This window comes from Bradyrhizobium sp. S3.12.5, from assembly GCF_040548225.1.
Taxonomy (GTDB): Bacteria; Pseudomonadota; Alphaproteobacteria; order Rhizobiales; family Xanthobacteraceae; genus Bradyrhizobium; species Bradyrhizobium cytisi.
The window spans coordinates 48,195-73,436 of record NZ_JBEPRF010000034.1 but is presented as its reverse complement, the minus strand read 5'-3'; the positions used below and the strand labels follow the sequence as shown (position 1 = coordinate 73,436).

The window sequence follows — 25,242 nt, the reverse complement described above, 5'->3', positions numbered from 1 at the left end:
CTCCCGCCGCGGACCAGTCTTATAAGTGCGATTCGTCATGAATAGAATCGTACATCGATCCGGATTCGGGCGAGAACAATTCTTGCCCAGTCTCGCAGCGTGCCCACCATGCAGCGACGAATTCGTGGAGGGATGGTGGGCACGGCGCGCAAAAAAAGCGCGCCTTTGCCCACCCTACGAAACCACCGCCAGCGGCTTCCGTCGCCCGTTCCACCACAATGTTAAATTCCACACGATGCAGGTGGCGAGCCCCAAGCTGAGGCCCATCGCCGAGCCGAAATTGGCGGCACCGACATGCAGCACCGCAATCGCCATGCCGAACCCGAGCAGACCCCAGGCGGAGTTGGCGAGCACGGCGGCGGTCGGCGGACCGCCAATGCGCGGATGCAGGATCACCATCATGCTGGTGAAGACGATCGGATAGAGCGCGATGACGCCGGAGACGCGCGGGCCGACCCAGCCCGAGGTCGAGACCACGATCGCGACCAGCGTCGCCACCAACAGGGCGCGGAACGGAATGTCGTACCAGCGGCGCGTCACCAGCGGCATCTTCACGTGGCGGTACCGTGCAAGCTGCGGAATGCAGACGCCGAAGGCCACCAGGTTGACGGCGAGCCCGGCCGCGAGGGTCCAGTCGAACAGGCGAATGATCGAGGCGAGACTGATCCACACTGCGACCGCACACCCGACGCTCACAGCAAAGCTGTGCCGCTGGGCCAGCACGACATAGGTCAACCCCAGGAAGATCGTCGCGGCGTTGACGGGAAGGCTCGACAACGCGCCCTGCGCGATGAAGGCGGCGTCGTGGTCGATCGCGAGGAAGACGTAGGACGGGCCCGCCGAGATCGGCAGCGTCGCCACCAGCGCACCAATCACCGGGCCGGAGCGCTCGGTGATGATCGATGCCGACACCACAAAGGCGGCCGCGACCGCCATGCGCAGGAGAAGAAAGAGGATGTAAGACAGTTCGCCAGGCATTTTTTCTTCTTGCCCTCCCCGCAGTGGGGAAGGTGGCAGCTACATCCGCTGCATCGACACCGAAACCTTCGGGCCGTTCTTGATGGTCTGATAGACCACGCAATAGCGCTCGGTGAGCTTGAGCAGGAGATCGAGCTTGTCCTGGGCTGCGTCGGTATCGACCTCGAAGCGCAGGCGGATCTCGGCGAAGCCGACCGGGGTCTCCTTGTCGACGCCGAGCGTGCCGCGAAAATCGAGATCGCCCTCGGCGTAGACGTTGCCAGTCTTGAGCGGCACCTCGATCGCGGTTGCGACCGACTTCAGCGTGACGCCGGCGCAGGCCACAAGCGCTTCCAGCAGCATGTCGCCGGAGCAGAGCTCGAGGCCCGAGCCGCCGGTGGCCGGATGCAGGCCAGCCATCGCGATGGCGCGGCCGGTCTCGACCTTGCAGGCGATGCCTTCGCTGTCGATCGAGCCCTTGGCCTTCAGCGTGATCATCGCAGTCTTGGGATCGGTCTTGTAGCGTTCCTTGATCGGGGCCTGCATCTGGCGCAGTTCTGCGGCGTCCATCTTGTTCTCTCCCGGAAAATTACCTCTCGATGTACCGGCTCAGAGAGAAAATGTCACCACCACATAGCCTGACCGGGACCCTGGGTTGCGTCACGGTCGGGCACGTTGCGGTCGAGCGAACGGTCGAGTGACGTCAGCACACTCCGCTTGAAATTCTCGAACAGCGGCGAATTGCGGTCGCGCGGCCGGGTCAGATTGATCTCGATCTGGTCGAACAGCCGGCCCGGCCGCGGTCGCATCACCAGGACGCGGTCGGCCAGCGCCACGGCCTCGTCGACGTCATGGGTGACGAGGATCAAGGTCGGTCGCGTGTCGGCCCAGAGGTCGAGCAGATGATCCTGCAGGTCGCGCCGGGTGAAGGCGTCGAGCGCGGAGAACGGCTCGTCGAGCAGGAGCACCTCGGGCTGCGGCACCAGCGCCCGCGCAATCGCGACGCGCTGCGCCTGCCCGCCGGAGAGCTCGCGCGGCCAGGCCTGCGCCTTGTCGGCGAGGCCGACGCGGGCGAGCGCGCGCGCCACCTTCTCGCGCCGCTCAGCGGCAGGCAGATCAGCGAGCCCAAAGCCGATATTGTCGGCGACGCTGAGCCAGGGCAGCAGCCGCGGCTCCTGGAAGATGATGCCGATCTTGGCGTGTGGCGCGGCGATCGCTTCGCTGTCGAGCGTCACCGTGCCGGAGCTGGCGCGGTCGAGGCCGGCGATGGCGCGGAGCAATGTTGATTTGCCGCAGCCGGAGCCGCCGATGATGGCGACGATCTCGCCCTGGCTGACCTCGGCCGAGAAACGCGCCAGCGCCTGCACGCCGTTGGGATAGGTCTTGCCGACCCGGTCGAGCGCCAGCATCGCTTAAGTTCCCTTGGTGCGCCCGAAGGCGTCCTGCCAGCGCAGGAAGGGGGCGGCCGCAACCTCGATCAACCAGTCGGTGAGCTTGCCGAGGATGGCGAAGATCACGATCGCGGCGAGGATCTGCGCGGGCTTACCGAGCTGCTGGCCGTCGAGCAGGAGGTAGCCGAGGCCTTCGGACGCGCCGATCAACTCGGCCGCCACCACGAACATCCAGCCCAGACCAAGGCCGACGCGCAAAGACACGACATAGGCCGGCAGCACCGCCGGCAGCAAGATGCGGCGGATCATGGCAAACCCGGAGAGACGGAAGGTGCGACCGACCTCGACGATCTTGCGATCGACGATGAGGATCGCGCCCATCACGCCGAGATAGACCGGGAAGAACACGCCGACCGCGATCAGCACGATCTTGGACGTCTCGAAAATGCCGAGCCAGAGGATGAACAGCGGCACCCAGGCCAGCGAGGGAATTGCGCGCAGCGCCTGCACGGTCGGATCGAGCAGCCGCCGCGCCAGCGACCAATAGCCGGAGACGGCGCCGAGCAGCGTGCCGGCGATGACGCCGAAGGCGAAGCCGAGGCCGACGCGCCACAGCGTCGCGGCGATGTGGCGGATCAACTCGCCGGAGCGGGCGAGTTCGGCGATGGTGGCGAAGACGCGCGAGGGCGGCGGCACCAGCCGGCCGTTGGACCAGCCGAGCCAGACCACGAGCTCCCAGCCGAGCGCGAGGATCAACGGCAGCAGCAGCCCCAGCATCGGCCGCGCGTAGCGCGACAGCCGCGAGGGCGCCGCGGCGCTCTCGGCCGGTTCCGAGGATTGCTGCAAAACTGGCGCGTCGGAGATCATGGCCGGTAGGAAGCGCGTCTTCTGTGAGATTGCAACACTACTCTTGCCACGCCCTCAGCCCATCGTCCCGGACAAGCGAGCGGAGCGAGCGCAGATCCGGGACGACGGCGGAGTTTGGTACGCCGCGCGCCCTCTTCCGCGAAAAACTAATTCGTCGGCAGCGGGACCTGGTCGTCGATCAGGGCATCCAACGTCGCCTTCACATCGACCTTGGCGTCGACGACGCCGGCCTGTTGCAGGGCAAGGCCCGCGGCAAGGATCGACTCGCGCTGGGCTGCGCCGATGCGGCTGTGGGTGAGTTCGGTGCGCTCCTTGAGCTGCTTGTCCACGACGGCGTCGGGAAGCTTTGTGACGGCGATGAACGTCTTCTTCAGCTCGTCGTAATTCGCCAGCGAATATTTCCGCGCCTCCTCGTAGACCGCGAGCACGCGGCGGGCAGCATCCGGATAGTCCTTCAAGAACTGCTCGCGCACATTGAGGATGCCCCAGGTGTTGGCGTCCGCCTTGCGATAGAACAGCTTTGCGCCCTCCTCGACCTCGGCCTGCGCCATCATCGGATCGAGACCGGCCCAAGCATCGACGTCGCCGCGGATCAGCGCGGTCTTGCCGTCGGCGTGCTGCAGCAGCACCGGGGTGATGTCCTTTTCGGTGAGACCCGCGCCGAGCAGCGCGCGCACCAGGAAGATGTGCGGATCGGTGCCGCGCGTCACCGCGACGCGCTTGCCCTTGAGGTCAGCCACGTTAGTGATTTTGGAATCCTTGCCCGTGACCAGCGCGGTCCACTCGGGGCGCGAATAGACATAGATCGATTTGATCGGGTTGCCGTTGATGCGCGCGACCAGAGCTGCCGAACCCGCGGTCGAGCCGAAATCGATCGAGCCGGCATTAAGGAATTCGAGCGCCTTGTTGGAGCCGGCCGACTGCACCCAGGTGATGGTGATGCCGTCCTTGGCGAATTCCTTCTCCAGCAGTCCTTTCCGCTTCAGGACCATCGACACCGGATTGTAGGTCGCCCAGTCGATGCGGATTTCCTTGAGCGGATCCGCCGCCTTTGCCGCGGGGGTCACAGCGAGTGCCACGGCTCCCGCCAACAGAATGCGTCGTGAAATCCGGATCATGCCCAGCTCCTTGAAATTTCATTGTTTTTCAATGAGTTATATCTAGAGGTCAACCAGAAAATCCCACCTTGAAAGCGCAACGGCCGAGAACAGCTTTGCCCAAAGCGGCCGTTTTCCAGCATGGAACGACTATTGCCAGAGAATGGCGGGTGACAGCGCCTGTCACCTCTTATATCCGGTGAGACATGGACAGCGTTGCGACCGAGCACAGGCCACAGGTGGATGATCGCTTCGACACCGCGCGGATCACCGCCGCGGTCGATGCGCTTGCCGAAAAGCATCGAGGCCGTGAGGACACGTTCCGCACCGCGACCGCGCAACTGCTCAAGGCCGAGCTGCTCGCCGCGCGCGCCGCTGCGCAGGCAATCCTGCTGAAGGACCGCCATGGCCGCCGCTGCGCCGAGCGGCTGTGCCACGTGCAGGACGAGATCATCCGCATCCTCTATTCAGCCGCGACCCGTCATCTCTATCGCTCGCCGATCCCGAGCGGCGCGGAGCGCATGGCGGTGGTCGCGACCGGCGGCTACGGCCGCGGCCTGATGGCCCCCGAATCCGACATCGATCTCCTGTTCATCCTGCCCTACAAGCAGACGGCCTGGGGCGAGCAGGTCGCCGAAGCCATTCTCTATTGCCTCTGGGACATGGGGTTGAAGGTCGGCCACGCCACGCGCTCGGTCGATGAATCGATCCGGCAGGCGCGCGGCGACATGACCATCCGCACCGCGATCCTGGAGACGCGCTTCCTCACCGGCGACCAGCCGCTCTATGACGAGCTCGTCGCACGCTTCGACAAGGAGGTGGTGCAGGGCACCGCGTCCGAATTCGTCACCGCGAAGCTCGCCGAGCGCGAGGAGCGGCATCGCCGCGGCGGCCAGTCGCGCTATCTGGTCGAGCCCAACGTCAAGGACGGCAAGGGCGCGCTTCGCGACCTGCACACGCTGTTCTGGATCGCCAAATACGTCTATCGCGTCCGCGACACCGATGAGCTCGCCGAGCGCGGCGTGTTCGATGCGCAGGAATACCGCACCTTCCGGCGCTGCGCCGACTTCCTCTGGTCGGTGCGCTGCAACTTGCATTTCTACTCCGGCCGCGCCGAAGAGCGTCTCTCCTTCGATCTCCAGCGCGAGATCGCGGTCCGGCTCGGCTACACCTCGCATCCCGGCATGCAGGACGTCGAGCGCTTCATGAAGCACTACTTCCTGGTCGCCAAGGAAGTCGGCAACCTCACCGCCATCCTCTGTGCCAAGCTCGAGGACCAGCAGGCCAAGCCCGCACCGGTGCTGAGCCGGATGATGGCGCGGCTGCGCCCCACGCCTGTGAAGCGGCGTGTGCCTGACAGCGATGACTTCATCGTCGACAACAACCGCATCAACGTCGCCGCGCCCGACGTCTTCAAGCACGATCCGGTCAATCTGATCCGCATCTTCCGCCTGGCGCAGAAGAACAACCTCGCCTTCCACCCGGACGCGATGCGCGACGTGACGCGCTCGCTCGGCCTGATCAACGCGCAGATGCGCGAGAACCCCGAGGCCAACCGGCTGTTCATGGAGATCCTGACCTCCGACAACGCCGAGATCGTGCTGCGGCGGATGAACGAGACCGGCGTGCTCGGCCACTTCATCCGCGCCTTCGGCAAGATCGTCTCGATGATGCAGTTCAACATGTATCATCACTATACCGTCGACGAGCATCTGATCCGCTGCGTCGGATTCCTCCAGGACATCGAGCGCGGCGGCGCCGAGGAATTTACGCTCGCCAGCGACCTGATGCGCAAAATTCGCCCCGAGCACCGTTCGGTGATCTACATCACGACGCTGCTGCACGACATCGCCAAGGGACGGCCCGAGGATCATTCGATCGCCGGCGCCAAGGTCGCGCGCCGGCTCTGCCCGCGGCTCGGCTTCAGCGCGGCCGACACCGAGCTCGTGGCCTGGCTGATCGAGGAGCATCTGACGATGTCCACGGTCGCGCAGTCGCGCGATCTTTCCGACCGCAAGACCATCGAGAATTTCGCCGCCGTGGTGCAGTCGGTCGAGCAGATGAAGCTGCTCACGATCCTGACCACCGCCGACATCCGCGGCGTCGGTCCGGGCGTTTGGAACGGCTGGAAGGCGCAGCTGCTGCGCTCGCTTTATTACGAGACCGAACCGGTGCTGACCGGCGGCTTCTCGGAGGTCGACCGCGGTAAGCGCCTCACGGCCGCCTACGCCGAATTCCGGCACGCCTTCGCCGAATGGCCGGCCGACGAGCTCGATGCCTATGTCGGCCGGCACTATCCGGCCTATTGGCTCAAGGTCGAGCTGCCGCGCAAGATTCGTCACGCCCGCTTTGTGCGGTCGAGCGAACAGGCCGGCCACAAGCTCGCGATCAATGTCGGCTTCGACGAGGTGCGCGGCGTCACCGAGCTCACCATCTTCGCCGCCGACCATCCCTGGCTGCTGTCGATCATTGCCGGCGCCTGCGCTTCGGCCGGTGCCAACATCGTCGACGCCCAGATCTACACCACGACCGACGGCCGCGCGCTGGACACGATCTCGATCTCCCGGGAATACGACCGTGACGAGGACGAGGGCCGGCGCGCCACGCGCATCGGCGAGATGATCGAGGACGTGCTGGAAGGCAAGCTGCGCCTACCCGAAGTCGTGGCGCGGCGCACCGTGCGCAGCAAGGCGCGGCCTTTCGTGATCGAGCCGGAAGTGACGATCAACAACCAGTGGTCCGACCGCTACACCGTGATCGAGGTATCCGGCCTCGACCGCCCCGGCCTGCTCTACGAGCTGACCACCGCGATCTCGAAGCTCAACCTCAACATCGCCTCGGCGCATGTCGCGACCTTCGGCGAGCGCGCCCGCGACGTGTTCTACGTCACCGACCTGCTCGGCGCGCAGATCAACGCTCCGACCCGCCAGGCCGCGATCAAGAGCGCGCTGACCCACGTGATGGCCGGCGACAAGGCAGTTCTGCCGGCGGCATAATTCGTCATTCCGGGGCGCCGCGCAGCGGCGAGCCCGGAATCCATTCGTCGACACCGTCGGTGCGGCCCGATGGATTCCGGGTTCACGCTTCGCGCGCCCCGGAATGACGGTGGGGAGAGACCTAAACCTCCACGCCCTCATGCCTGAGCAGCCAGCGCTTGCGCTCGAGGCCGCCGCCGTATTTCACCAGCGAACCATCGGCGCCGATCAGGCGGTGGCAGGGCAGCACCACGCTGATCGGGTTGGAGCCGTTGGCATGGCCAACGGCGCGAATGGCTTTGGGCTTGTCGATCTTTGCGGCGAGCGCGCCATAGCTCATCGTGGTGCCGACCGGGATTTTGGCGAGTGCGGTCCAGACCTCTTGCTGAAACGGTGTGCCTGCGATGCGCCATGCGATCGACGACAGCTGAGCAAGATTACCCGCAAAGTAATCCGACAGCGCGGCCTTCATCGCCACCGGCGCGGAACGCTCGCGCAGATCTACCGCGCCGTAATGCAGCCGCAGCAGCTCGCGCATGCGGTGCCCGTAGTCGTCCCAGTCGAGCGCGCGCAACGCGCCGTCGGCATCGGTGACGAGCAACGCGATCCCGATCGGCGTCGCCAGCCGATCGAGGCCGAAGCGTTCAGGAGTCCTGGTTGATCGAGCGGCCATTGCGACACCGTTGCATCGAAACACACTTCGGACTTGCCATGCCGGCCATGCTAACGTCCACCCGAAAGCTGACGCTTTTGGGGGAGCTCAACTTGATCTGGATCGCCAATATCCTGGTGGCGCTTGTCGCCGCACTGCACGCCTACTTCCTGATCCTGGAGATGTTCCTGTGGGACAAGCCGCTTGGCTTGAAGACGTTTCGCAATACGCCTGAGAAGGCCGAGATCACGAAAGTGCTGGCCGCCAATCAGGGCCTCTATAACGGCTTCCTCACCGCCGGCCTGATCTGGGGTCTCGCCCACGGTAACCCGGCCTTCGCGTTCCAGATCAAGGTGTTCTTTCTGCTCTGCGTGATCGTGGCGGGCGCCTATGGTGCGGCGACCGTCAGCACGCGCATTCTGATCGGGCAGGCGCTGCCGGCGGCGATCGCACTGGCTGCATTGTTCTTAGCCTGAAATCCTGGCCTAGATCTTAGCCCGAGGCGCTACGGCGCAGCGCCGCGATCCTTGCGCGGCGCCTGCCCTTCCTCCACACTCTCCGGCAGCGATGGCGACCGTTGCAATCAACGGGAAAAGACTGTCGGCCGGAAATTTCCGTCAGGAGGAACAACCCAAAATGAGCAATCGCAGAGCCTTTATAGCTGCCACGGCGGCGCTCGCCTTCGCGTTCTCCGCCAGCCAAGCCTTCGTGAGCCAAGCCCTCGCCCAGAAAAAATACGACACCGGCGCGAGCGACACCGAGATCAAGATCGGCCAGACCGTGCCGTTCTCCGGCGCCTATTCCGTCTACGCCAATATCGGCAAGACGCAGGCCGCCTACTTCAAGATGATCAACGATCAGGGTGGCATCAACGGCCGCAAGATCAATCTGATCCAGTATGACGACGCCTATTCGCCGCCGAAGACGGTCGAGCAGGTGCGCAAGCTCGTCGAGGGAGACGAGGTGCTGTTCACCTTCCAGATTATCGGTACGGCCGCCAACGCCGCCGTGCAGAAGTATCTCAACGGCAAGAAGGTCCCGCAGCTCCTCGCCTCGACTGGCGCAGCGCGGTTCAACGATCCGCAGAACTATCCCTGGACCATCGCCTACAATCCCAACTATCTGTCCGAGGGACGCATCTACGCAAAATACATTCTCAAGGAGCATCCGAACGCCAAGATCGGCGTGCTCTACCAGAACGACGATATGGGCCGCGACTATCTCGCCGGCCTGAAGAGCGGCCTCGGCGACAAGGCCGCCAGCATGATCGTCGGCGAGGTCTCCTACGAGGTCACCGATCCGACGGTGGACTCGCAGGTGGTGAAGCTGAAGTCGATGGGCGTCGACCTGTTCTATGATGCCTCGACGCCCAAATTCGCCGCACAGGCAATCAAGAAGCTGGCCGACCTCGGCTGGACGCCGGTGCATATCCTCGACATCAATGCCAGCCCGATTTCGGCGACGCTGAAGCCGGCCGGCCTCGACATCTCCAGGGGCATCATCTCGACTCAATACGGCAAGGAGCCGGGCGATCCGCAGTGGAAGGACGATCCGGGCGTGAAGGCCTTCTTCGCCTTCATGGATAAATATTTCCCCGAAGGCGACAAGCTCAACACCGTCAACACCTACGCCTATTCGGTGGCCGAGCTGCTGGTCCAGGTGCTGAAGCAATGCGGCGATGACCTGACGCGCGAGAACGTCATGAAGCAGGTCGCCAACGTCAAGGACTTCACCCCGAGCTTCGCGCTGCCCGGCATCAAGATCAACACCGGGCCGAATGATTATCGCGTCAACAAGCAGATGCAAATGATGAAGTTCAACGGCGAGCGCTGGGAGCTGTTCGGCCCCATCATCGAGGACTCGGGCCCGGCGGGTTAGTTCGGGTCGTAGGGTGGTCAGCCGCAGCGGCTGCGCGAAGCGCGATCCGCTGGGCGTAACCCACCTCGTCTCTTTCCCACGTGTCGGCAGAAGTGGTGGGTTACGCTTCGCTAACTTACCCTACGAACGCCCACCTTGCGCGGCAACAGCGGCTCCTCCACACTCCCGCGCAGCGATGGCGCCGGACGCGCAGTGCGTCCGGCAGACCATCTGCAATAACAGACTGAGGAAATTGCGAATGAGGGATGGAATTTTGCATCTGGTCACGGCAACGGCCCTGACCATGGCGCTGTCGGTCTCTGCGGCCAATGCCCAGAAGAAATATGATCCGGGCGCCGGCGACACCGAAATCAAGGTCGGACAGACCATGCCGTTTTCGGGACCGGCGTCGGCCTATTCGTCGATCGGCAAGACCCAGGCCGCCTACTTCAAGATGATCAACGATCAGGGCGGCATCAACGGCCGCAAGATCAATTTGATCCAGTATGACGACGCCTATTCGCCACCGAAAGCTGTGGAGCAGATCCGCAAGCTGGTCGAAAGCGACGAGGTGCTGCTGACCTTCCAGATCATCGGCACGCCCGTGAACGCGGCCGTCCAGAAATATCTCAATTCGAAGAAAGTGCCGCAGCTGTTCGCGGCCACCGGCGCCTCGCGGTTCACCGACCCGAAGAACTTCCCGTGGACCATGGGATACAATCCGAATTACTTCGTCGAGGGCCGCATCTACGGCCAGTACATTCTGAAGGAGCATCCGAACGCGAAGATCGGCGTGCTCTATCAGAACGATGACCTCGGCAAGGACTATCTGAACGGCATCAAGGCCGGCCTCGGCGACAAGGCCGCCAAGATGATCGTGACGGAAGCGTCCTACGAGGTATCCGATCCCACGGTCGATTCGCAGATCCTCAAGATCAAGGATGCCGGCGCAGACCTGTTCTTCAGCGCCACTACGCCGAAGCAGGCCGCGCAGGCGATCAAGAAGATCGCCGAGATGGGCTGGCATCCGGTCCAGATCGTCGACATCAACGCCACCTCGGTCGGGGCGGTGCTGAAGCCCGCTGGCCTCGATGCCGCCAAGGGCCTGATCAGCGTCAACTACGGCAAGGAGCCGCTGGATCCGACCTGGAAGGACGACGCCGGTCTGAAGAAGTATTTCGACTTCATGGCCAAGTACTATCCGGATGGCGACAAGGATTCGAACTTCAACACCTATGGTTACGGCACCGCGCAGCTGCTGGTCCATGTCCTGAAGCAGTGCGGCGACGACCTGACGCGCGAGAACGTCATGAAGCAGGCGGCTTCTTTGAAGGACGTCACCAGCGACGTCGCGCTGCCCGGCATCAAGGCCAACACCTCGCCAACCGACTACCGCGTCAACAAGCAGCTTCAGATGATGAAGTTCAACGGCGAACGCTGGGAGCTGTTCGGCCCGATCCTGGAGGACGCAGCCCCGGCGGGTTAGTCTTCGAAAACAACTGCCTCAACGACGTCATGCCCGGGCTTGTCCCGGGCATCCACGTTCTTGGGCCAGCAAAGGAAGGCGTGGATGGCCGGGTCAAGCCCGGGCATGACGAAGGAGAGAGATTTGCCCCACGCCATTCAGGTGGGTATCTCGCCAAAGTTCTTCCCCGGCGGCAGCACCGCGTGCCGGATCAGGCGCGAATCTTCCACCGCCGCCTGGCGGTGCTTGACCGCCTCGCGATAGACGGGGTCGCGGATCATCTCGACGAAGGCGGCGACGCTGGGGTATTCGGCAATGAAGCAGTGATCCCAGCGCTCGTCCTGCGGACCGATCAGCATCAGCTCGAACCTGCCCTGCCAGACGATGCGGCCGCCGAGGCGTTCGAACACCGGGCCGCTTTCGCGACCATAGGCCGCATAGGCTTCCGCGCCGCTGGCCTTGCGGCCATCGGGATACGCCGCCTCTCTGCGCAGGCGCACGAGGTTGAGCATGTGAATGGGGCCGGGGCGGTCGTTGTCCCGGAATTGCGCAAAGATGTCCTTGGTCGGATCGATGTGGCCCATGCGAGTTCCCTCTTCGTTATGGCCGCGATCCTAGCTCTGCCGTGGAATGAGCGGAACTGCGGCCTGGGAATGCCGCACCTCCTAATCAGACGTTAAGGACGGGGTAACGGGGCCTTAAACAGCGACCGCTAGCGTGCGGCGGGGCGGGATGACCGGGCGTTTGCGTATGGGGTCGGCAAAGAAAAAGGGTGGGCGGAAGGAGCCGTTGTTCGGCTTGCCCGCGGCGCTCGCCGATCTGCGTCTGACGGCGGCCGATCGCATTCCCAGCGGCGACGACAAGCCGAAAAAGTCCTCCAGCAAGCGCAAGAGCGACAAGTCCGACGACGAGCCGCCGCGCGAGCAGAAGTCGCAACCGAGCCGCAGCGGCGCCAGGCGCCGGTCGAAATCATCCATCGGCGCGGGCCTCGGCCGCCTCGTCTATTGGGGCGCGGTGCTGAGCCTGTGGGGCGTGATCGCCGTGATCGGCGTTGTGATCTGGGTCGGCGCCCACCTGCCGCCGATCCAATCGCTGGAGATTCCCAAACGTCCGCCGACGATCCAGATCGTCGGCATGGACGGCAGCATGCTGGCGCAGCGTGGCGAGATGGCCGGCGCCAATGTGTCGCTGAAGGACCTGCCGCCCTATTTGCCCAAGGCCTTCATCGCCATCGAGGACCGCCGCTTCTATTCGCATTTCGGCATCGATCCGATCGGCATCCTGCGCGCGCTCGTCACCAACGTGCTCCATCGCGGCGTGTCGCAGGGCGGCTCGACGCTGACGCAGCAGCTCGCCAAGAACCTGTTCCTGACCCAGGAACGCACCATGGCGCGCAAGCTGCAGGAGGCGGAGCTCGCGATCTGGCTGGAGCGCAAGCATTCCAAGAACGAGATCCTGGAGCTCTATCTCAACCGCGTCTATTTCGGTTCCGGCGCCTACGGCGTCGAAGCCGCCGCGCAAAAGTATTTCGGCAAGCCGGCCCGGAGCGTGAGCATCGCGGAGGCCGCGATGCTGGCCGGCCTGGTCAAATCGCCCTCGCGCCTCGCGCCGAACCGCAATCCCGAAGGCGCGGAAGCGCGCGCGCAGATCGTGCTGGCGGCGATGGCGGATGCCAGATTCATCACCGAAGCGCAGGCCCAGGCTTCGATCGGCCACCCCTCCTACAATGTGAAGCCGGTCGGCGCCGGCACCGTGAACTACGTCGCCGATTGGATCGGCGAGGTGCTGGACGACCTCGTCGGCCAGATCGACGACAGCATCAAGGTCGAGACCACGATTGACCCGAAGCTCCAGGCCGCGGCGGAAGCCGCCGTCATCGACGAGCTCGCGGCCAAGAGCGTGAAGTTCAATGTCAGCCAGGGCGCGCTGGTGGCGATGACGCCCGACGGCGCGGTCCGCGCCATGGTCGGCGGCCGGAACTATTCCGACAGCCAGTACAACCGCGCAGTCACCGCCAAACGCCAGCCGGGCTCCTCGTTCAAGCCGTTCGTCTATCTGACCGCGATGGAGCAGGGCCTGACGCCCGATACGGTCCGCCAGGACGCGCCGATCGAGGTCAAAGGCTGGAAGCCCGAGAACTACACCCACGAATATTTCGGCGCGGTGACGCTGACGCAGGCGCTGGCGATGTCGCTCAATACGGTCGCCATCCGCCTCGGCCTCGAGGTCGGGCCGAAGAACGTGGTGCGCACGGCGCACCGGCTCGGCATCTCCTCGAAGCTCGAGCCCAACGCCTCGATCGCGCTCGGCACCTCGGAAGTCTCTGTCGTCGAGCTGGTCGGTGCCTATGCGGCGTTCGCCAATGGCGGCTTCGCAGCCGCGCCGCATGTGGTGACGCGGATCAGGACGCTGGACGGCAAGCTGCTCTACATGCGGCAGCCCGACGAGCACAACCAGGTGATCGAGCCGCGCTATGTCGGCATGATGAACACGATGATGCGGGAGACGCTGATCTCCGGCACGGCCAAGAAGGCCGAGATCCCTGGCTGGCAGGCGGCCGGCAAGACCGGCACCAGCCAGGATTACCGCGACGCCTGGTTCATCGGCTACACGTCGAACCTCGTCACCGGCGTCTGGCTCGGCAATGACGACAACTCGCCGACCAGGAAGGCGACGGGCGGCGGCCTGCCGGTAGAAGTCTGGACCCGCTTCATGCGCACCGCGCACGAGGGCGTGCAGGTGGCGGCCCTGCCGAACCTACAAAGCAATTGGGGGCCGGCGAACCTCGTGCAGGTCTCATCGCAGGTGTCACCGCCGACACAAGCAGCGCCCGGCCCCGCATCGGCGCCGGTCAACAATGGCGGTTATCGCTCACCACCGCCGGCGCGCGCCAATGCGCGACCGGAGGCAGCAGCTGGGCTCGATGGCTGGCTGATGGACCGGCTGTTCGGCGGCAACAGATAGAGGTCCTTGTTACCTCAAAACAAAAATCGCGAAAACAACCCCATGCACAGTAGGCGGCGCATTCCGGCGTGACGCGCGGTGGATTGGTTGAAGGCGTTGATGTGGTGGGATGAATCGAGCGTGCCGCGCAATCGTCGCAGCGAGTGGGATCAGTCGAGCGGAACGTGCAGAATGCCGCCTCATTTTCAGCTGTCATTCCCCGCGAAGGCGGGGAATCCAGTACGCCGCGGCCTCTCGGTTTAGCAACAACGGCCTCGGATTACTGGATCGCCCGCCTTCGCGGGCGATGACAGCGGTTGCTGGGCTACCAGCCCGCTCTAATCCTCGACCCCATACCGGTGCAGATCGTTGCCGTACGTATCGAGCCACTTCTTGGCGCGCTCCATCGACGGGCAGATCTTGCCGCAGACGCGCCAGAAGCGGGCGGAGTGGTTCATCTCGACGAGATGGGCCACTTCATGCGCGGCGAGGTAGTCGAGCACGTAGGGCGGCGCGAGGATCAGGCGCCAGGAGAACGACAGCGAACCGGCCGAGGTACAGGAGCCCCAGCGGCTGGACTGATCGCGGATCGAGAGCCGCTTCACCTTGACGCCGAGATCGGCGGCATGGGTCTGCGACGAACGCTGCAGATCGCGGCGCGCCTCGCGCTTGAGAAAGTCATGGACGCGACGGTCGGCATGCTCGACGCCGCCGGCGACGCAGACAATGCGTTCACCGCTGTCACGAATTTCGGTCCACACCGTCCCACGCGCGCCGGCGCGATGCACGATGCGATGGGGAACGCCGCGAAGCGGTATCACTGTGCCAGGCTGGAACGGTGCAGCTTTCGGCAAACGACCAAGACGCGCGGCGATCCACGCACCGTGACGCTGCGCAAAATCCTTGGCTTCGGCGAGCGTGCCGCGCGGCGGGATCGTGAGGATCGCTTCGCGGTCACTGGGATGAATTCTCAGCGTGTAACGGCGCGCTCGGCGGTGCCTGCGGAGCCGAATCGCAAAGAATTGCGATCCATGAGTGATGACGAGAGTCTTCGGTTCGTGGGGCCGCCGATAGAGGAGCGCGCGAGTGGCCATGTCTGTCAGTCCAGGGAGCAAGAGTTCGCCCGGATTCTGCCATAACCGCCGCCACGGAAAGCGCTCGGCGCAAAAACAAATCATTTGCCCAATATACAGGGGTCTGGCGTCCAGGAGACCCTACAGACTGGGGTTGGAACCCCAATTTTTCGCCCCCGCCGGACGCATGTGGCTCCCCCAAGGGATGAGGGAGGACTCACTCCTATGAAACTACCTAAATACCTCGAATCTGGCAGGAACCAGGCCCTGCCGGCGCCCCCGGCAAGCCCTCAATTTTCGGCGGGAAAGCCGAAATGCGCGCTTATTCGGCTGCAAGCGCCCGCAACGAGCTCGGATTCGCAGCCGAGACCATGAAATCATGAATGCGCGGCACGATTTCCGCCTTGAAGCGCGAGCCGTTGAACACGCCGTAATGTCCGACGCCCTTCTGAACGTAATGAACGCGGCGATGATCCGGAATCGAGCTGCACAAGCCGTGCGTCGCTTCGGTCTGACCGAGACCCGAGATGTCGTCGTTCTCGCCTTCGACCGTCATCAACGCAACGCGCGTCACCTTGGAAGGATCGACGCGAGTTCCACGATGCATCATCTCGCCCTTCGGCAGCGAATGCTTCACGAACACGGTATCGACGGTCTGCAGATAATACTCGGCCGACAGGTCCATGACCGCGAGATATTCATCGTAGAAGTCGCGATGCTTGTCGACGAGGTCGCCGTCGCCCTTCACCAGGTTGGCGAACAGACGCTTGTGAGCGTCCATGTGGCGGTCGAGGTTCATGCTGATGAACCCGTTCAGCTGCAGGAAACCCGGATAGACGTCGCGCATCATGCCCGGATGCGGGAACGGCACCTTCGTGATCACGTGGTTGCGGAACCAGTCGATGCCGCGCTCCTGCGCGAGATCGTTCACCCCGGTCGGGTTGCGGCGAGTGTCGATCGGGCCGCCCATCAGCGTCATCGAGGTCGGCACGAAAGGATCGCGACGCGCTTCCATGATCGAGACGGCAGCGACGACGGGCACGGAGGGCTGGCACACCGCCAGCACATGGGTGTTGCCGCCCAGGACGTGCAGCATCTCGACGACGTAATCGATGTAATCGTCGAGATCGAAGCGGCCGTCGCTCAAGGGCACCATGCGGGCGTCGGCCCAGTCGGTGATGTAGACCTCATGCGCCGGCAGAAAGGCCTCGACCGTGCCACGGAGCAGCGTCGCGTAATGGCCGGACATCGGCGCCACGATCAGCACGCGCGGCTGCGGGCTGCGCAGCGGGCGAGCGAACTTGCGATCGAAGTAGAGCAGCTTGCAGAACGGCTTTTCCCAGACCGATCGGACCTCGACGGGGACGCGGATGCCGTTGACCTCGGTGTCGTCGAGGCCCCATTCCGGCTTGCCGTAGCGGCGCGTGGTGCGCTCGAACAATTCGCAGGCCGCAGCCACCGACTTGCCGACCTCGGTGCGCGCCCAGGGATTCAGCGGATTCTGAAACAGCAGCCTGGTCGCGTCGGTGACGGCGCGTGCCGGATTGAGAGAGGCCTGCGCCATCTCGTACATCCAGTACATCGGCGTCGTCAGGACCGGACTGCCTTCGCTCGCCAGAGGCGGTGCGCCGCCAAACTCACCAATAGGCATGGTCAAATCCTTCTTCGCATCGCAACATACTGCCGAATGCGTAATATTGCGTCAATGCATGGTTCCGTACATCTACGTGGCGCAGACGATTAATTCAGCCTGAATCCACGGGAAAGTGAGTTATTCGCCGCCCGAGAGCAGCGAGCCGTGCTTCCTGGCGCTGCGCAAAAGGGCAAGGAATGCCCCAAAAGAAGCCATCAGAAGCATTGCATTGATGGCTAACGCATCCAGCATCAGATCGGCCCGGAAGGTCTGCTCGATCAGCAACGCGCGCATCCCCTCGAACACGTAGGTCGGCGGCAGCGACCAGGCGATGGTTTGCAGCCATGCGGGCAGCACGCTGACCGGATAATAGATGCAGGCGAGCGGCATGATCGCGAACATCAAGGTCCAGACGATGCTCTCGGCGCCAAGGCCGTTCCGCAGCACCAGACCCGAGACAAAGATGCCGACCGACCAGCTGGTGAAGATCAGATTGCAGAAGAAGGCGATCAGCGGCAGGCCGAGGCTGTAGACATTGAAGTGAAAGAACGCAATCGCGAGCAGCGTCATCGGGATGACGCCGATCGCCAGCCGGATCAGGCTCATCACCATCAGCGAGAGCAGAAACTCGATCGGCTTCAGCGGGCTCATCATGAGGTTGCCGAGGTTGCGCGCCCACATCTCCTCCAGGAAGGAGATGGAGAAGCCGAGCTGGCCGCGGAACAGGATGTCCCAGAGGATGACGGCGCCGATCAGGGTGCCGCCGGCGCGCGCGAAGAAATTGGCGTTCTGCGCGATATAGAGCTGAAGAAAGCCCCAGGTGATGATCTGCAGCGCCGGCCAGTACAGCAGCTCGAGCAACCGCGGCCAGGACGACATCAACAGATACCAGTAGCGCAGGATCATCGCGCCGATGCGCTGGACGGAAATGCCGCGGTGCAGGGAAAGCTCGCTCATCTTGCCTCCTCCTTCGCCCCATTGGTCCGCCCGCGCGCGACATCCAGGAACACCTCCTCCAGCGTGGTGCGATTGTAGCGGGCCATGATGGCGTCGGGCGTGTCGTCGTCCTCGACGCGGCCACGCTTCATGATGATGACGCGGTCGCAGAGCCGCTCGACCTCGAGCATGTTGTGTGACGCCAGCAGGATGGTGGCGTTGTTTTCGTTGCGATAGCGCTCCAGATGCGCCCGCACCCAGTCGGCCGTGTCAGGGTCGAGCGAGGCGGTCGGCTCGTCCAGCAGCAACAGCTCGGGCTGGTTGATCAGCGCCTTCGCCAGCGCGACGCGGGTCTTCTGCCCGGCCGAGAGCTTGCCGTTGGCGCGGTCGATGAAGTCGTTGAGATCGAGCTCGTCGGCCAGCCTCGCGATTCGGTCGGCGAGGTTTTCGACCGCATAGAGCTTGCCGAAAATAGTGAGGTTCTGCCGCACCGTGAGCCGCATCGGCATGTCGACATAGGGGCTTTCGAAGTTCATCCGCCCAAGCACCTCGGCGCTTTGCTCCGGCATCCGGTGCCCGAGCACGCGGACACGGCCGGAGGTCGGCAGCACCAGCCCCATGATCATCGCGATGGTGGTGGTCTTGCCGGCGCCGTTGCCGCCCAGAAGCCCGGTGATGCTGCCGCGGGGAAGTGTAAAGGAGATGCCGTCCACCGCGCGGGTCTGCTTGTAGAGCTTGACGAGGCGATCGACCTCGATGGCCGCGGACAAAGTGCCATCCGCGACAGTCGGCCGACTTGAAGCCTTCGAGTTCTCAGTCATGCTAAAGGCGTTCTTCCGCCATTGCGCGGTGGAGTGCAAGGCCTGTAACTCCGAAGGCTTGTAGCTCCGAAGGCTTGTAACTCGTTGGAATCAGTGGGCCAGCGTGTTTGTGATCGGACACGCGCACCGCTAGATTGGCCTGTCATGACCGAGACCGCCGCTTCCGACTTCCGCCCTTCGCAACGACACATCCGCCTGGACACCATCCTGCGGCTGCGCTGGCTCGCCGTGCTGGGCCAGCTCGCTGCAATCTTCGTCGTGGCGCAGGGGCTGGAGTTCGATGTCGCCATTGTGCCCTGCGTCAGCATCATCGCCCTGTCGGCTGCGCTCAATCTGGCTCTGCAAACCGTGGCCAACCCGATGCAGCGGCTGAAGCCGCTTCACGCGGCCGGGCTATTGGCATTGAACATCGTGGAACTGGCGGGATTGCTGTTCTTCACCGGCGGATTGCAGAACCCGTTCTCGTTCCTGTTTCTCGCACCGGTCCTGATTTCTGCCACCGCGCTGCCAGTCCGGCTCACTTTCGCTCTCGGCCTGCTGGCCGTGGCGTGTGCCTCGATCCTGTTCTTCTTTCATTTCCCGCTGCCATGGGACTCCGAGGATCCCGTGGTGCTGCCGCCGATCTATCTGTTCGGCGTCTGGCTTTCGATCGTGCTCGCGATCGGCGTCACCAGCCTCTACTCGTTTCAGGTCACCGAGGAGGCGCGCAAGCTCGCCGACGCCCTCGCCGCGACCGAGCTGGTGCTGACGCACGAGCAGCATCTGACCCAGCTCGACGGATTGGCCGCGGCCGCCGCGCACGAGCTCGGCACGCCGCTTGCGACCATCTTCCTGATCTCGCGCGAACTGGAAAAGACCGTGACGGACCCGGTCTTTGCCGCCGATCTGAAAACACTGCGCGAGCAGACGCAACGCTGCCGCGACATTCTGAGCAAAATCACCCAGCTCTCCTCCACCGGCGCACCGTTCGACCGCATGAAGCTGTCGGAACTGATCGAAGAGGTGGTGGCACCGCACCGCGATTTCGGCATCGACATCAAGGTGCGGATCGCAGTGGCGGCTGCAGCCGAGCCGGTCGGATCGCGCAATCCGGCGGTGCTCTATGGCGTCGGCAACATCATCGAGAACGCGGTCGATTTCGCCAACTCCACCGTGGAGGTGAACGCGTGGTGGAACAATGAGACCATCGAGATCGTGATCTCCGACGACGGCCCCGGCATTCCGCCCGATCTCATGAACCGGATCGGCGAGCCTTATTTGTCGCGGCGGCGCACCCAGGATGCCGGCGGCGGGCTGGGGCTCGGCGTGTTCATCGCCCGCACGCTGCTTGAGCGCACCGGTGCCAAGGTCTCGTTTACCAATCGGATCTTCCCGGACCACGGTGCAGTGGTGCAGATCGCGTGGCCGCGGGAACGTTTTGAGACTATCGAGAGCTTCGAGGAAACAATACGATAGGGCGCGACCTTGCGTCGCACGTAAGGGCCGATCGACTATTGGCGGCCTCGTATTGTGGGCCTTGGCACCGCCCGATTGCGAGGCCATATGTAGGTGCGCAGGAGAGAGGACATAACCTTGAACGCCATCGCCGAACTGAACGAACAGGCCGACCGCTCGCTTCTCATCGTGGAGGACGACAAGCCGTTCCTGGAGCGCCTGTCGCGCGCCATGGAGACACGCGGCTTTGCGGTGACGTCATGCGACACGGTCTCCGATGGTCTCGCGCAGATCGGCAAGTCCGCACCGGCCTTCGCCGTCGTCGATCTTCGCCTCGGTGACGGCAACGGTCTCGACGTCGTCTCCGCGCTGAAGAAGAAGCGCCCCGAAGCCCGCGCCATCGTGCTGACCGGCTATGGCAACATCGCCACCGCCGTCACCGCGGTGAAGATGGGCGCGATCGATTATCTCTCGAAGCCCGCGGATGCCGACGACGTCGCCGCTGCATTGCTCTCGACTAGCACGGACAAATCCGAGTTGCCGGCGAACCCGATGTCGGCCGACCGCGTGCGCTGGGAGCACATCCAGCGCATCTACGAAATGTGCAACCGCAACGTCTCGGAGACGGCGCGGAGGCTCAACATGCACCGGCGGACGCTGCAGCGGATTCTGGCCAAGCGCGCCCCGCGCTGACGTCTCGTAGGGTGGGCAAAGGCGCAAAGCGCCGTGTCCACCATCTCTACTTCAATCTTGATTGGCTTGACTGGTGGGCACGCTTCGCTTTGCCCACCCTACGGCAGTCGTGGCCCGGACGCTGCGCAGCACGAAGTGGTGCGCTGCAGAGCCGGGGCCCATACCTCAGCTTGAACCACATATGGGTCCCGGATCTGCGCCGCAACGCCAAGCGGCGTTGCAGCTTGTCCGGGACACGAGACCATTCTACTCCCAGAAATCCGCATGCCCCTGCGGATCGACCAGGCGGTTGATCCGCAAGCCGGCCGCCATGCCGAACCGCACCGTCATCTGCTTGCGCGTGGCGGCTGCGATCTTGTGCTCGGGCGCTTCGCAATGCATGTGCGCGCCATAGGCGTCGGCGATGATCAGGCCGGTGCCTTCGGGGAAAATCTCGCACGGCAGGTCCTGCGTGAAGGCGAAGAACAGCCGGTCGCAATGGGCGCGGTATTCGTGCCATTTCTGATCGGCACGCAGATCTTCCACCGACGATTTGATCTCGACGATCCAGATCTCGCCGCGCTCGTTCAGCGCCACGAGATCAGCGCGCCGGCCCGACGGCAGCGGTAACTCGCTGATGCAAGTGAACCCAAGCGAGCGTAACAGCCGCGCCGTGCCGCGCGCGATCGCGAGCGCCGTCTCGGATTGACGGCGGTCCGGCGGCGGCACGAGGGCGATGTTGCGGGCGTTGTCCATGGGGGGAGTGTAGCCGATTCCATTCTCGGTGTGGGGGGGGGGGGGGGGGGGGGGGGGCGCGGCCCCCCCCCCCCCCCCCGCCCCCCCCCCCCCCCCCCCCCCCCCCCACGCCCGCCCGCGCGCCGCCCCGCCCACCGCCCCCGCCCGTGTGCTGTGCCCCCCCCCCCGCGCGCCCCCGCCCCCCGGCCCCCCCCCCCCCCCCGCCCCCGCGCGCCCCCCCGCCCCCCCCCCCCCCCCCCCCCCCCCCCCCCACCGAGGCGCGGAACCTCCCCTCCCCCTCGCACTTATCACGCAGCCGCCGACGGTCGCGGGCGGACCGAAGAGGGCTGGCCCGATATGATCGACGATCTCTGGTACAAGAACGCCATCATCTATTGCCTGTCCGTCGGCACCTATATGGATGCCGACGGCGACGGTGTCGGCGATTTCAAGGGGCTGTTACGGCGGCTCGATTATCTGCACGGGCTTGGCATCACCACGATCTGGCTGATGCCGTTCCAGACTTCGCCGGGCCGCGATGACGGTTACGACATCGCCGACTATTACAGCGTCGATTCCCGCTACGGCACGCTCGGCGATTTTGTCGAGTTTGCCCATGGCTGCAAGCAGCGCGGCATCCGAATCATCATCGATCTCGTCGTCAACCACACCTCCGACCAGCATCACTGGTTCAAGGAGGCGCGGCGCGACAAGAGTTCGCCCTATCGCGACTGGTATGTCTGGTCCGACAAGAAGCCGGCCAATGCCAACAAGGGCATGGTGTTTCCCGGCGTTCAGAAATCGACATGGACGCGCGACAAGGACGCCGGCGCCTGGTTCTTCCACCGCTTCTACGATTTCCAGCCCGATCTCAACACCTCGAATCCGCACGTGCAGGCGGAGATCCTGAAGATCATGGGATTCTGGATCCAGCTCGGCGTCTCCGGCTTTCGCATGGACGCCGTGCCTTTCGTGATCGCCACCAAGGGCGCGAAGGTGACCAAGCCGGTCGAGCAATACGACATGCTGCGCGCTTACCGCGAATTCCTGCAATGGCGGGAAGGCGACGCCATCATCCTGGCCGAAGCCAATGTGCTGCCGGAAACGGACATGGAGTATTTCGGCAAGGATGCCGACCGCATGCACATGATGTTCAATTTTCACGTCAACCAGCATCTGTTCTATGCGCTAGCTTCCGGCGACTCGCGACCGCTGGCCGAGGCGCTGAAAGCGACGAAGTCGCGGCCGGCTTCGGCGCAATGGGGCCTGTTCCTGCGCAATCACGACGAGCTGGACCTGGGACGGCTGACCAAGGCGCAGCGCGACACCGTGTTCAAATCGTTCGGCCCCGACAAGGACATGCAGCTTTACGATCGCGGCATTCGGCGACGGCTTGCGCCGATGCTGGGCGGCGACCGCAGGCGGCTCGAGCTTGCCTACAGCCTGATGTGTACGCTGCCGGGAACTCCCGTGATCCGCTATGGCGACGAGATCGCGATGGGCGACAATCTGGCGCTGCCCGAGCGCAAATGCGCGCGCACGCCGATGCAATGGTCGACCGAGCCGCAGGGCGGCTTCACCAAGAGCGACAAGCCGGCGAACCCCGTCATCGACAAGGGTCCTTACGGCTACGAGCACGTCAACGTCGCCAAACAGCGGCGCGATCCGAATTCGATGCTGAACTGGACCGAGCGCATCGTCCGCATGCGCAAGGAGGTGCCGGAGATCGGCTGGGGCGACTTTGCGATCATCGCGACGCGCGATCCCGCCGTCTTCATCACGCGCTATGACTGGCGCAACAATTCGGTGCTGTTCGTGCATAACCTCGACGAGAAGCCGCGTGAGACGGCGTTTTCGGTAGGGTTGCCTGATGATGCCGGCGAGCACCTGATCAATCTGCTCGCGGAGGACCACAGCCACGCCGACAAGCGCGGCCGGCATCGCGTCGTGCTCGAGCCCTATGGCTATCGCTGGTACCGGGTCGGCGGGCTGGATTATCTGCTGAAGCGGAGTGATATCGACGGGACTACGACACGGGGGAAGAAGCGTGGACGTTAGCCGCCACCACCACGCCCTCATTCCCTCGCAGATCCAGCACGCCTTCCAGCCGCTCCCCCTCGCGATCCAGAAATGTCGAGAGCAATATCTCGCTGCCGAATCGGATCGCGCTGGTGGTGACCGCGATCGGTTCAGGCCCGAGATTCAGCACGACGATGACCGCCCTGCCCTCGGCGCCACGGCGATAGATCAGGAGATCGCCTTGCGCGGCGATCGGATGATAATCGCCTGACACCAGCGGCGGACATGCCTTCCGCAACGCGATCAGGCGCTCGTACAGGCTGAGGATCGAGCGCGTGTCGGCGTCGAGATTGACGACGTTCTCGTGGATATGATCCTCCGGCAGCGGCAGCCACGGCTTGACGTCCGAGAAGCCGCCGAAGCCTGAAGAGTCCCACTGCATCGGCGTGCGGCAGCCGTCGCGGCCCACCCCGATGCCGGGGACGTTCTTCTCGAAGGGATCGCGGACATCCGCAGGCGCGATCGCGAGCTGATGCATGCCGATCTCGTCACCGTAATAGAGCGTCGGCGTGCCGCGCAAGGTCAGGAGTAGCATGGCCGCGACGCGGGCCTGCTCCGGCCCGACCCGGCTGGCGACGCGCGGGCGATCGTGATTGCCGAGCACCCAGTTCGGCCACGCGCCCGTCGGCAGCGCCTTCTCGTAGTCGTCGATGATCTTCTCGATCGAGCGCGCGCTCCAGAAGGTCGAGAGCAGCGCGAAATTGAACGGCATCTGCGCGCCGGTGAGGTCGTTGCCGTAATAGGCCATGAGGCGATGCAGCGGCAGATAGACCTCGCCGATCAGCACGCGGGCCGGATAGGCATCGATGACGCGCCGCATCTCGGCGATGACGTCGAACACCTCCGGCTGGTCGGTGGAATATTGGGTGAGGATACTCTCGTTCGGCGGCCGGCCCTCGACATAATGCGGGTTCGGCGGATTGTCGCGAAACTCGGAATCCTTGATCAGGTGCCAGATCACGTCGACGCGAAAGCCGTCGACGCCCTTCTCCAGCCAGAACCGCATCACGTCGTAGATCGCGGCGCGGACCTCCGGATTGCGCCAGTTGAGGTCCGGCTGCTGGGCGAGGAAGGCATGGTAGTAATATTGACCGGTCGCGGCATCGATTTGCCATGCGCTGCCGCCGAACTCGGACAGCCAGTTGTTCGGCACGCTGCCATCGGGGGCCGGATCACGCCAGATGTACCAGTCTCGCTTCGGGTTGTCGCGCGAGGAGCGGCTTTCGATGAACCAGGGATGCTGGTCGGAGGTGTGGTTCGGCACGAGATCGAGGATCAGCTTCAGGTCATTGTCATGCGCGGCCGCGAGCAGCGCATCGAAATCCGCCATCGTGCCGAACAGCGGATCGATGCCGGTATAGTCGGAGATGTCATAGCCGAAATCGGCCATTGGCGAGGGGAAGATCGGCGACAGCCAGATCGCGTCGACGCCGAGCGATTTCACATAAGGCAGCCGCCGAAAAATGCCGGCGAGATCCCCGACGCCGTCGCTGTCACCGTCCTGAAACGAGCGCGGATAGATCTGATAGAAGATGCCGTCGCGCCACCAGTTCTCGCCGCCCTGCGCCATGTCGGAAAACCCACCCGGAAATCTGTGCCTCGCGCGAGAGAACGCGGAAGCAACGCCCCGGTTCAAACAGCCACGCAAATTGGGA

21 protein-coding genes are annotated in these 25,242 nt (G+C 64.1%); 8 read left to right on the top strand and 13 right to left on the bottom strand.

Features of this window, described 5'->3' with window-relative positions:
• Positions 1-174: 174 nt before the first annotated feature.
• The 5 genes from ABIC09_RS34655 to ABIC09_RS34635 form a co-directional block, all read right to left on the bottom strand.
• On the bottom strand, positions 175-978 hold the full coding sequence (locus ABIC09_RS34655) for a hypothetical protein (protein WP_354112061.1): 804 nt from the start codon (positions 976-978) through the stop codon (positions 175-177).
• A 39-nt stretch (positions 979-1,017) separates the two neighbouring features.
• The gene (locus ABIC09_RS34650) at positions 1,018-1,527 is read right to left on the bottom strand and encodes an OsmC family protein (protein ID WP_354085167.1); all 510 of its coding nucleotides are present in this window, start codon (positions 1,525-1,527) and stop codon (positions 1,018-1,020) included.
• Between the two features lie 53 nt (positions 1,528-1,580).
• Positions 1,581-2,366, bottom strand: coding sequence for an ABC transporter ATP-binding protein (locus ABIC09_RS34645; protein ID WP_354112060.1), 786 nt, complete (start codon positions 2,364-2,366; stop codon positions 1,581-1,583).
• A gap of 3 nt (positions 2,367-2,369) precedes the next feature.
• Positions 2,370-3,215 carry an ABC transporter permease gene (locus tag ABIC09_RS34640; RefSeq protein WP_148754311.1) on the bottom strand — a complete coding sequence of 282 codons (846 nt, stop codon included), beginning with the start codon at positions 3,213-3,215 and terminating at the stop codon, positions 2,370-2,372.
• A 146-nt stretch (positions 3,216-3,361) separates the two neighbouring features.
• A complete protein-coding gene (locus tag ABIC09_RS34635) occupies positions 3,362-4,333 on the bottom strand; it encodes an aliphatic sulfonate ABC transporter substrate-binding protein (protein ID WP_354112059.1) in 972 nt (323 codons plus the stop codon).
• Positions 4,334-4,518: 185 nt separating this feature from the next.
• On the opposite strand from ABIC09_RS34635, the gene ABIC09_RS34630 reads away from it, so the two are divergent.
• Entirely contained in the window at positions 4,519-7,308 is a 2,790-nt protein-coding gene (locus tag ABIC09_RS34630; protein ID WP_148754309.1) for a [protein-PII] uridylyltransferase, read from the top strand.
• 121 nt (positions 7,309-7,429) lie between these two features.
• On the opposite strand, the gene ABIC09_RS34625 is transcribed toward ABIC09_RS34630, so the two are convergent.
• Complete coding sequence (locus ABIC09_RS34625; protein ID WP_354112058.1) at positions 7,430-7,960, bottom strand: methylated-DNA--[protein]-cysteine S-methyltransferase; 531 nt, start codon at positions 7,958-7,960, stop codon at positions 7,430-7,432.
• Between the two features lie 47 nt (positions 7,961-8,007).
• Here ABIC09_RS34625 and ABIC09_RS34620 point away from each other — a divergent pair, with 47 nt between their 5' ends.
• The 3 genes from ABIC09_RS34620 (at position 8,008) to ABIC09_RS34610 (ending at position 11,282) form a co-directional block, all read left to right on the top strand.
• Complete coding sequence (locus ABIC09_RS34620) at positions 8,008-8,415, top strand: DUF1304 domain-containing protein (RefSeq protein ID WP_354112064.1); 408 nt, start codon at positions 8,008-8,010, stop codon at positions 8,413-8,415.
• Between the two features lie 160 nt (positions 8,416-8,575).
• The gene (locus tag ABIC09_RS34615; protein ID WP_354112057.1) at positions 8,576-9,817 is read left to right on the top strand and encodes an ABC transporter substrate-binding protein; all 1,242 of its coding nucleotides are present in this window, start codon (positions 8,576-8,578) and stop codon (positions 9,815-9,817) included.
• Positions 9,818-10,055: 238 nt separating this feature from the next.
• On the top strand, positions 10,056-11,282 hold the full coding sequence (locus ABIC09_RS34610; protein WP_354112056.1) for an ABC transporter substrate-binding protein: 1,227 nt from the start codon (positions 10,056-10,058) through the stop codon (positions 11,280-11,282).
• A gap of 137 nt (positions 11,283-11,419) precedes the next feature.
• Here the strand turns inward: ABIC09_RS34610 and ABIC09_RS34605 are convergent, their stop codons facing one another.
• Complete coding sequence (locus tag ABIC09_RS34605; RefSeq protein ID WP_354112055.1) at positions 11,420-11,845, bottom strand: DUF1330 domain-containing protein; 426 nt, start codon at positions 11,843-11,845, stop codon at positions 11,420-11,422.
• A 166-nt stretch (positions 11,846-12,011) separates the two neighbouring features.
• Between ABIC09_RS34605 and ABIC09_RS34600 the strand changes: the two genes are divergently transcribed.
• Entirely contained in the window at positions 12,012-14,225 is a 2,214-nt protein-coding gene (locus tag ABIC09_RS34600) for a transglycosylase domain-containing protein (RefSeq protein ID WP_354112063.1), read from the top strand.
• A gap of 317 nt (positions 14,226-14,542) precedes the next feature.
• On the opposite strand, the gene ABIC09_RS34595 is transcribed toward ABIC09_RS34600, so the two are convergent.
• The 4 genes from ABIC09_RS34595 to ABIC09_RS34580 all read right to left on the bottom strand — a co-directional run bounded on the left by ABIC09_RS34595 (position 14,543) and on the right by ABIC09_RS34580 (position 18,667).
• Positions 14,543-15,382, bottom strand: coding sequence for a M48 family metallopeptidase (locus tag ABIC09_RS34595; RefSeq protein WP_354112054.1), 840 nt, complete (start codon positions 15,380-15,382; stop codon positions 14,543-14,545).
• Between the two features lie 217 nt (positions 15,383-15,599).
• Positions 15,600-16,928, bottom strand: coding sequence for a polyhydroxyalkanoate depolymerase (locus tag ABIC09_RS34590; protein WP_148754303.1), 1,329 nt, complete (start codon positions 16,926-16,928; stop codon positions 15,600-15,602).
• A gap of 120 nt (positions 16,929-17,048) precedes the next feature.
• A complete protein-coding gene (locus ABIC09_RS34585; RefSeq protein ID WP_354112053.1) occupies positions 17,049-17,867 on the bottom strand; it encodes an ABC transporter permease in 819 nt (272 codons plus the stop codon).
• Positions 17,864-18,667, bottom strand: a complete 804-nt coding sequence (locus ABIC09_RS34580; protein WP_354031385.1) for an ABC transporter ATP-binding protein — start codon at positions 18,665-18,667, stop codon at positions 17,864-17,866. Before ABIC09_RS34580 ends, ABIC09_RS34585 begins: the two co-directional genes overlap by 4 nt.
• 144 nt (positions 18,668-18,811) lie before the next feature.
• On the opposite strand from ABIC09_RS34580, the gene ABIC09_RS34575 reads away from it, so the two are divergent.
• Positions 18,812-20,122, top strand: coding sequence for an ActS/PrrB/RegB family redox-sensitive histidine kinase (locus tag ABIC09_RS34575; RefSeq protein WP_354112052.1), 1,311 nt, complete (start codon positions 18,812-18,814; stop codon positions 20,120-20,122).
• Positions 20,123-20,239: 117 nt separating this feature from the next.
• The gene (locus ABIC09_RS34570) at positions 20,240-20,794 is read left to right on the top strand and encodes an ActR/PrrA/RegA family redox response regulator transcription factor (RefSeq protein ID WP_354031384.1); all 555 of its coding nucleotides are present in this window, start codon (positions 20,240-20,242) and stop codon (positions 20,792-20,794) included.
• A gap of 246 nt (positions 20,795-21,040) precedes the next feature.
• On the opposite strand, the gene ABIC09_RS34565 is transcribed toward ABIC09_RS34570, so the two are convergent.
• Positions 21,041-21,529: an MmcB family DNA repair protein gene (locus ABIC09_RS34565; RefSeq protein ID WP_148754298.1), complete on the bottom strand. Its 489-nt coding sequence runs from the start codon at positions 21,527-21,529 to the stop codon at positions 21,041-21,043.
• Positions 21,530-21,865: 336 nt separating this feature from the next.
• Between ABIC09_RS34565 and ABIC09_RS34560 the strand changes: the two genes are divergently transcribed.
• Positions 21,866-23,566 (top strand): alpha-amylase family protein, encoded by a 1,701-nt coding sequence (locus ABIC09_RS34560; protein WP_354112051.1) that lies wholly within the window; start codon positions 21,866-21,868, stop codon positions 23,564-23,566.
• Here the strand turns inward: ABIC09_RS34560 and ABIC09_RS34555 are convergent.
• Positions 23,535-25,157 (bottom strand): alpha-amylase family glycosyl hydrolase, encoded by a 1,623-nt coding sequence (locus tag ABIC09_RS34555; protein WP_354112050.1) that lies wholly within the window; start codon positions 25,155-25,157, stop codon positions 23,535-23,537. The two genes, ABIC09_RS34560 and ABIC09_RS34555, sit on opposite strands and share 32 nt — an antisense overlap.
• Positions 25,158-25,242 lie beyond the last annotated feature (85 nt).

What these genes read in the sequence shown, in the direction of transcription:
- ABIC09_RS34585 (WP_354112053.1), bottom strand. Translation starts at nt 17,867, where the DNA reads ATGAGCGAGCTTTCCCTGCACCGCGGCATTTCCGTCCAGCGCATCGGC.
- ABIC09_RS34590 (WP_148754303.1), bottom strand. Translation starts at nt 16,928, where the DNA reads ATGCCTATTGGTGAGTTTGGCGGCGCACCGCCTCTGGCGAGCGAAGGC.
- ABIC09_RS34565 (WP_148754298.1), bottom strand. Translation starts at nt 21,529, where the DNA reads ATGGACAACGCCCGCAACATCGCCCTCGTGCCGCCGCCGGACCGCCGT.
- ABIC09_RS34555 (WP_354112050.1), bottom strand. Translation starts at nt 25,157, where the DNA reads ATGGCGCAGGGCGGCGAGAACTGGTGGCGCGACGGCATCTTCTATCAG.
- ABIC09_RS34625 (WP_354112058.1), bottom strand. Translation starts at nt 7,960, where the DNA reads ATGGCCGCTCGATCAACCAGGACTCCTGAACGCTTCGGCCTCGATCGG.
- ABIC09_RS34620 (WP_354112064.1), top strand. Translation starts at nt 8,008, where the DNA reads ATGCTAACGTCCACCCGAAAGCTGACGCTTTTGGGGGAGCTCAACTTG.
- ABIC09_RS34560 (WP_354112051.1), top strand. Translation starts at nt 21,866, where the DNA reads ATGATCGACGATCTCTGGTACAAGAACGCCATCATCTATTGCCTGTCC.
- ABIC09_RS34635 (WP_354112059.1), bottom strand. Translation starts at nt 4,333, where the DNA reads ATGATCCGGATTTCACGACGCATTCTGTTGGCGGGAGCCGTGGCACTC.
- ABIC09_RS34655 (WP_354112061.1), bottom strand. Translation starts at nt 978, where the DNA reads ATGCCTGGCGAACTGTCTTACATCCTCTTTCTTCTCCTGCGCATGGCG.
- ABIC09_RS34610 (WP_354112056.1), top strand. Translation starts at nt 10,056, where the DNA reads ATGAGGGATGGAATTTTGCATCTGGTCACGGCAACGGCCCTGACCATG.
- ABIC09_RS34595 (WP_354112054.1), bottom strand. Translation starts at nt 15,382, where the DNA reads ATGATTTGTTTTTGCGCCGAGCGCTTTCCGTGGCGGCGGTTATGGCAG.
- ABIC09_RS34580 (WP_354031385.1), bottom strand. Translation starts at nt 18,667, where the DNA reads ATGACTGAGAACTCGAAGGCTTCAAGTCGGCCGACTGTCGCGGATGGC.
- ABIC09_RS34640 (WP_148754311.1), bottom strand. Translation starts at nt 3,215, where the DNA reads ATGATCTCCGACGCGCCAGTTTTGCAGCAATCCTCGGAACCGGCCGAG.
- ABIC09_RS34575 (WP_354112052.1), top strand. Translation starts at nt 18,812, where the DNA reads ATGACCGAGACCGCCGCTTCCGACTTCCGCCCTTCGCAACGACACATC.
- ABIC09_RS34600 (WP_354112063.1), top strand. Translation starts at nt 12,012, where the DNA reads ATGGGGTCGGCAAAGAAAAAGGGTGGGCGGAAGGAGCCGTTGTTCGGC.
- ABIC09_RS34645 (WP_354112060.1), bottom strand. Translation starts at nt 2,366, where the DNA reads ATGCTGGCGCTCGACCGGGTCGGCAAGACCTATCCCAACGGCGTGCAG.
- ABIC09_RS34650 (WP_354085167.1), bottom strand. Translation starts at nt 1,527, where the DNA reads ATGGACGCCGCAGAACTGCGCCAGATGCAGGCCCCGATCAAGGAACGC.
- ABIC09_RS34605 (WP_354112055.1), bottom strand. Translation starts at nt 11,845, where the DNA reads ATGGGCCACATCGATCCGACCAAGGACATCTTTGCGCAATTCCGGGAC.
- ABIC09_RS34615 (WP_354112057.1), top strand. Translation starts at nt 8,576, where the DNA reads ATGAGCAATCGCAGAGCCTTTATAGCTGCCACGGCGGCGCTCGCCTTC.
- ABIC09_RS34630 (WP_148754309.1), top strand. Translation starts at nt 4,519, where the DNA reads ATGGACAGCGTTGCGACCGAGCACAGGCCACAGGTGGATGATCGCTTC.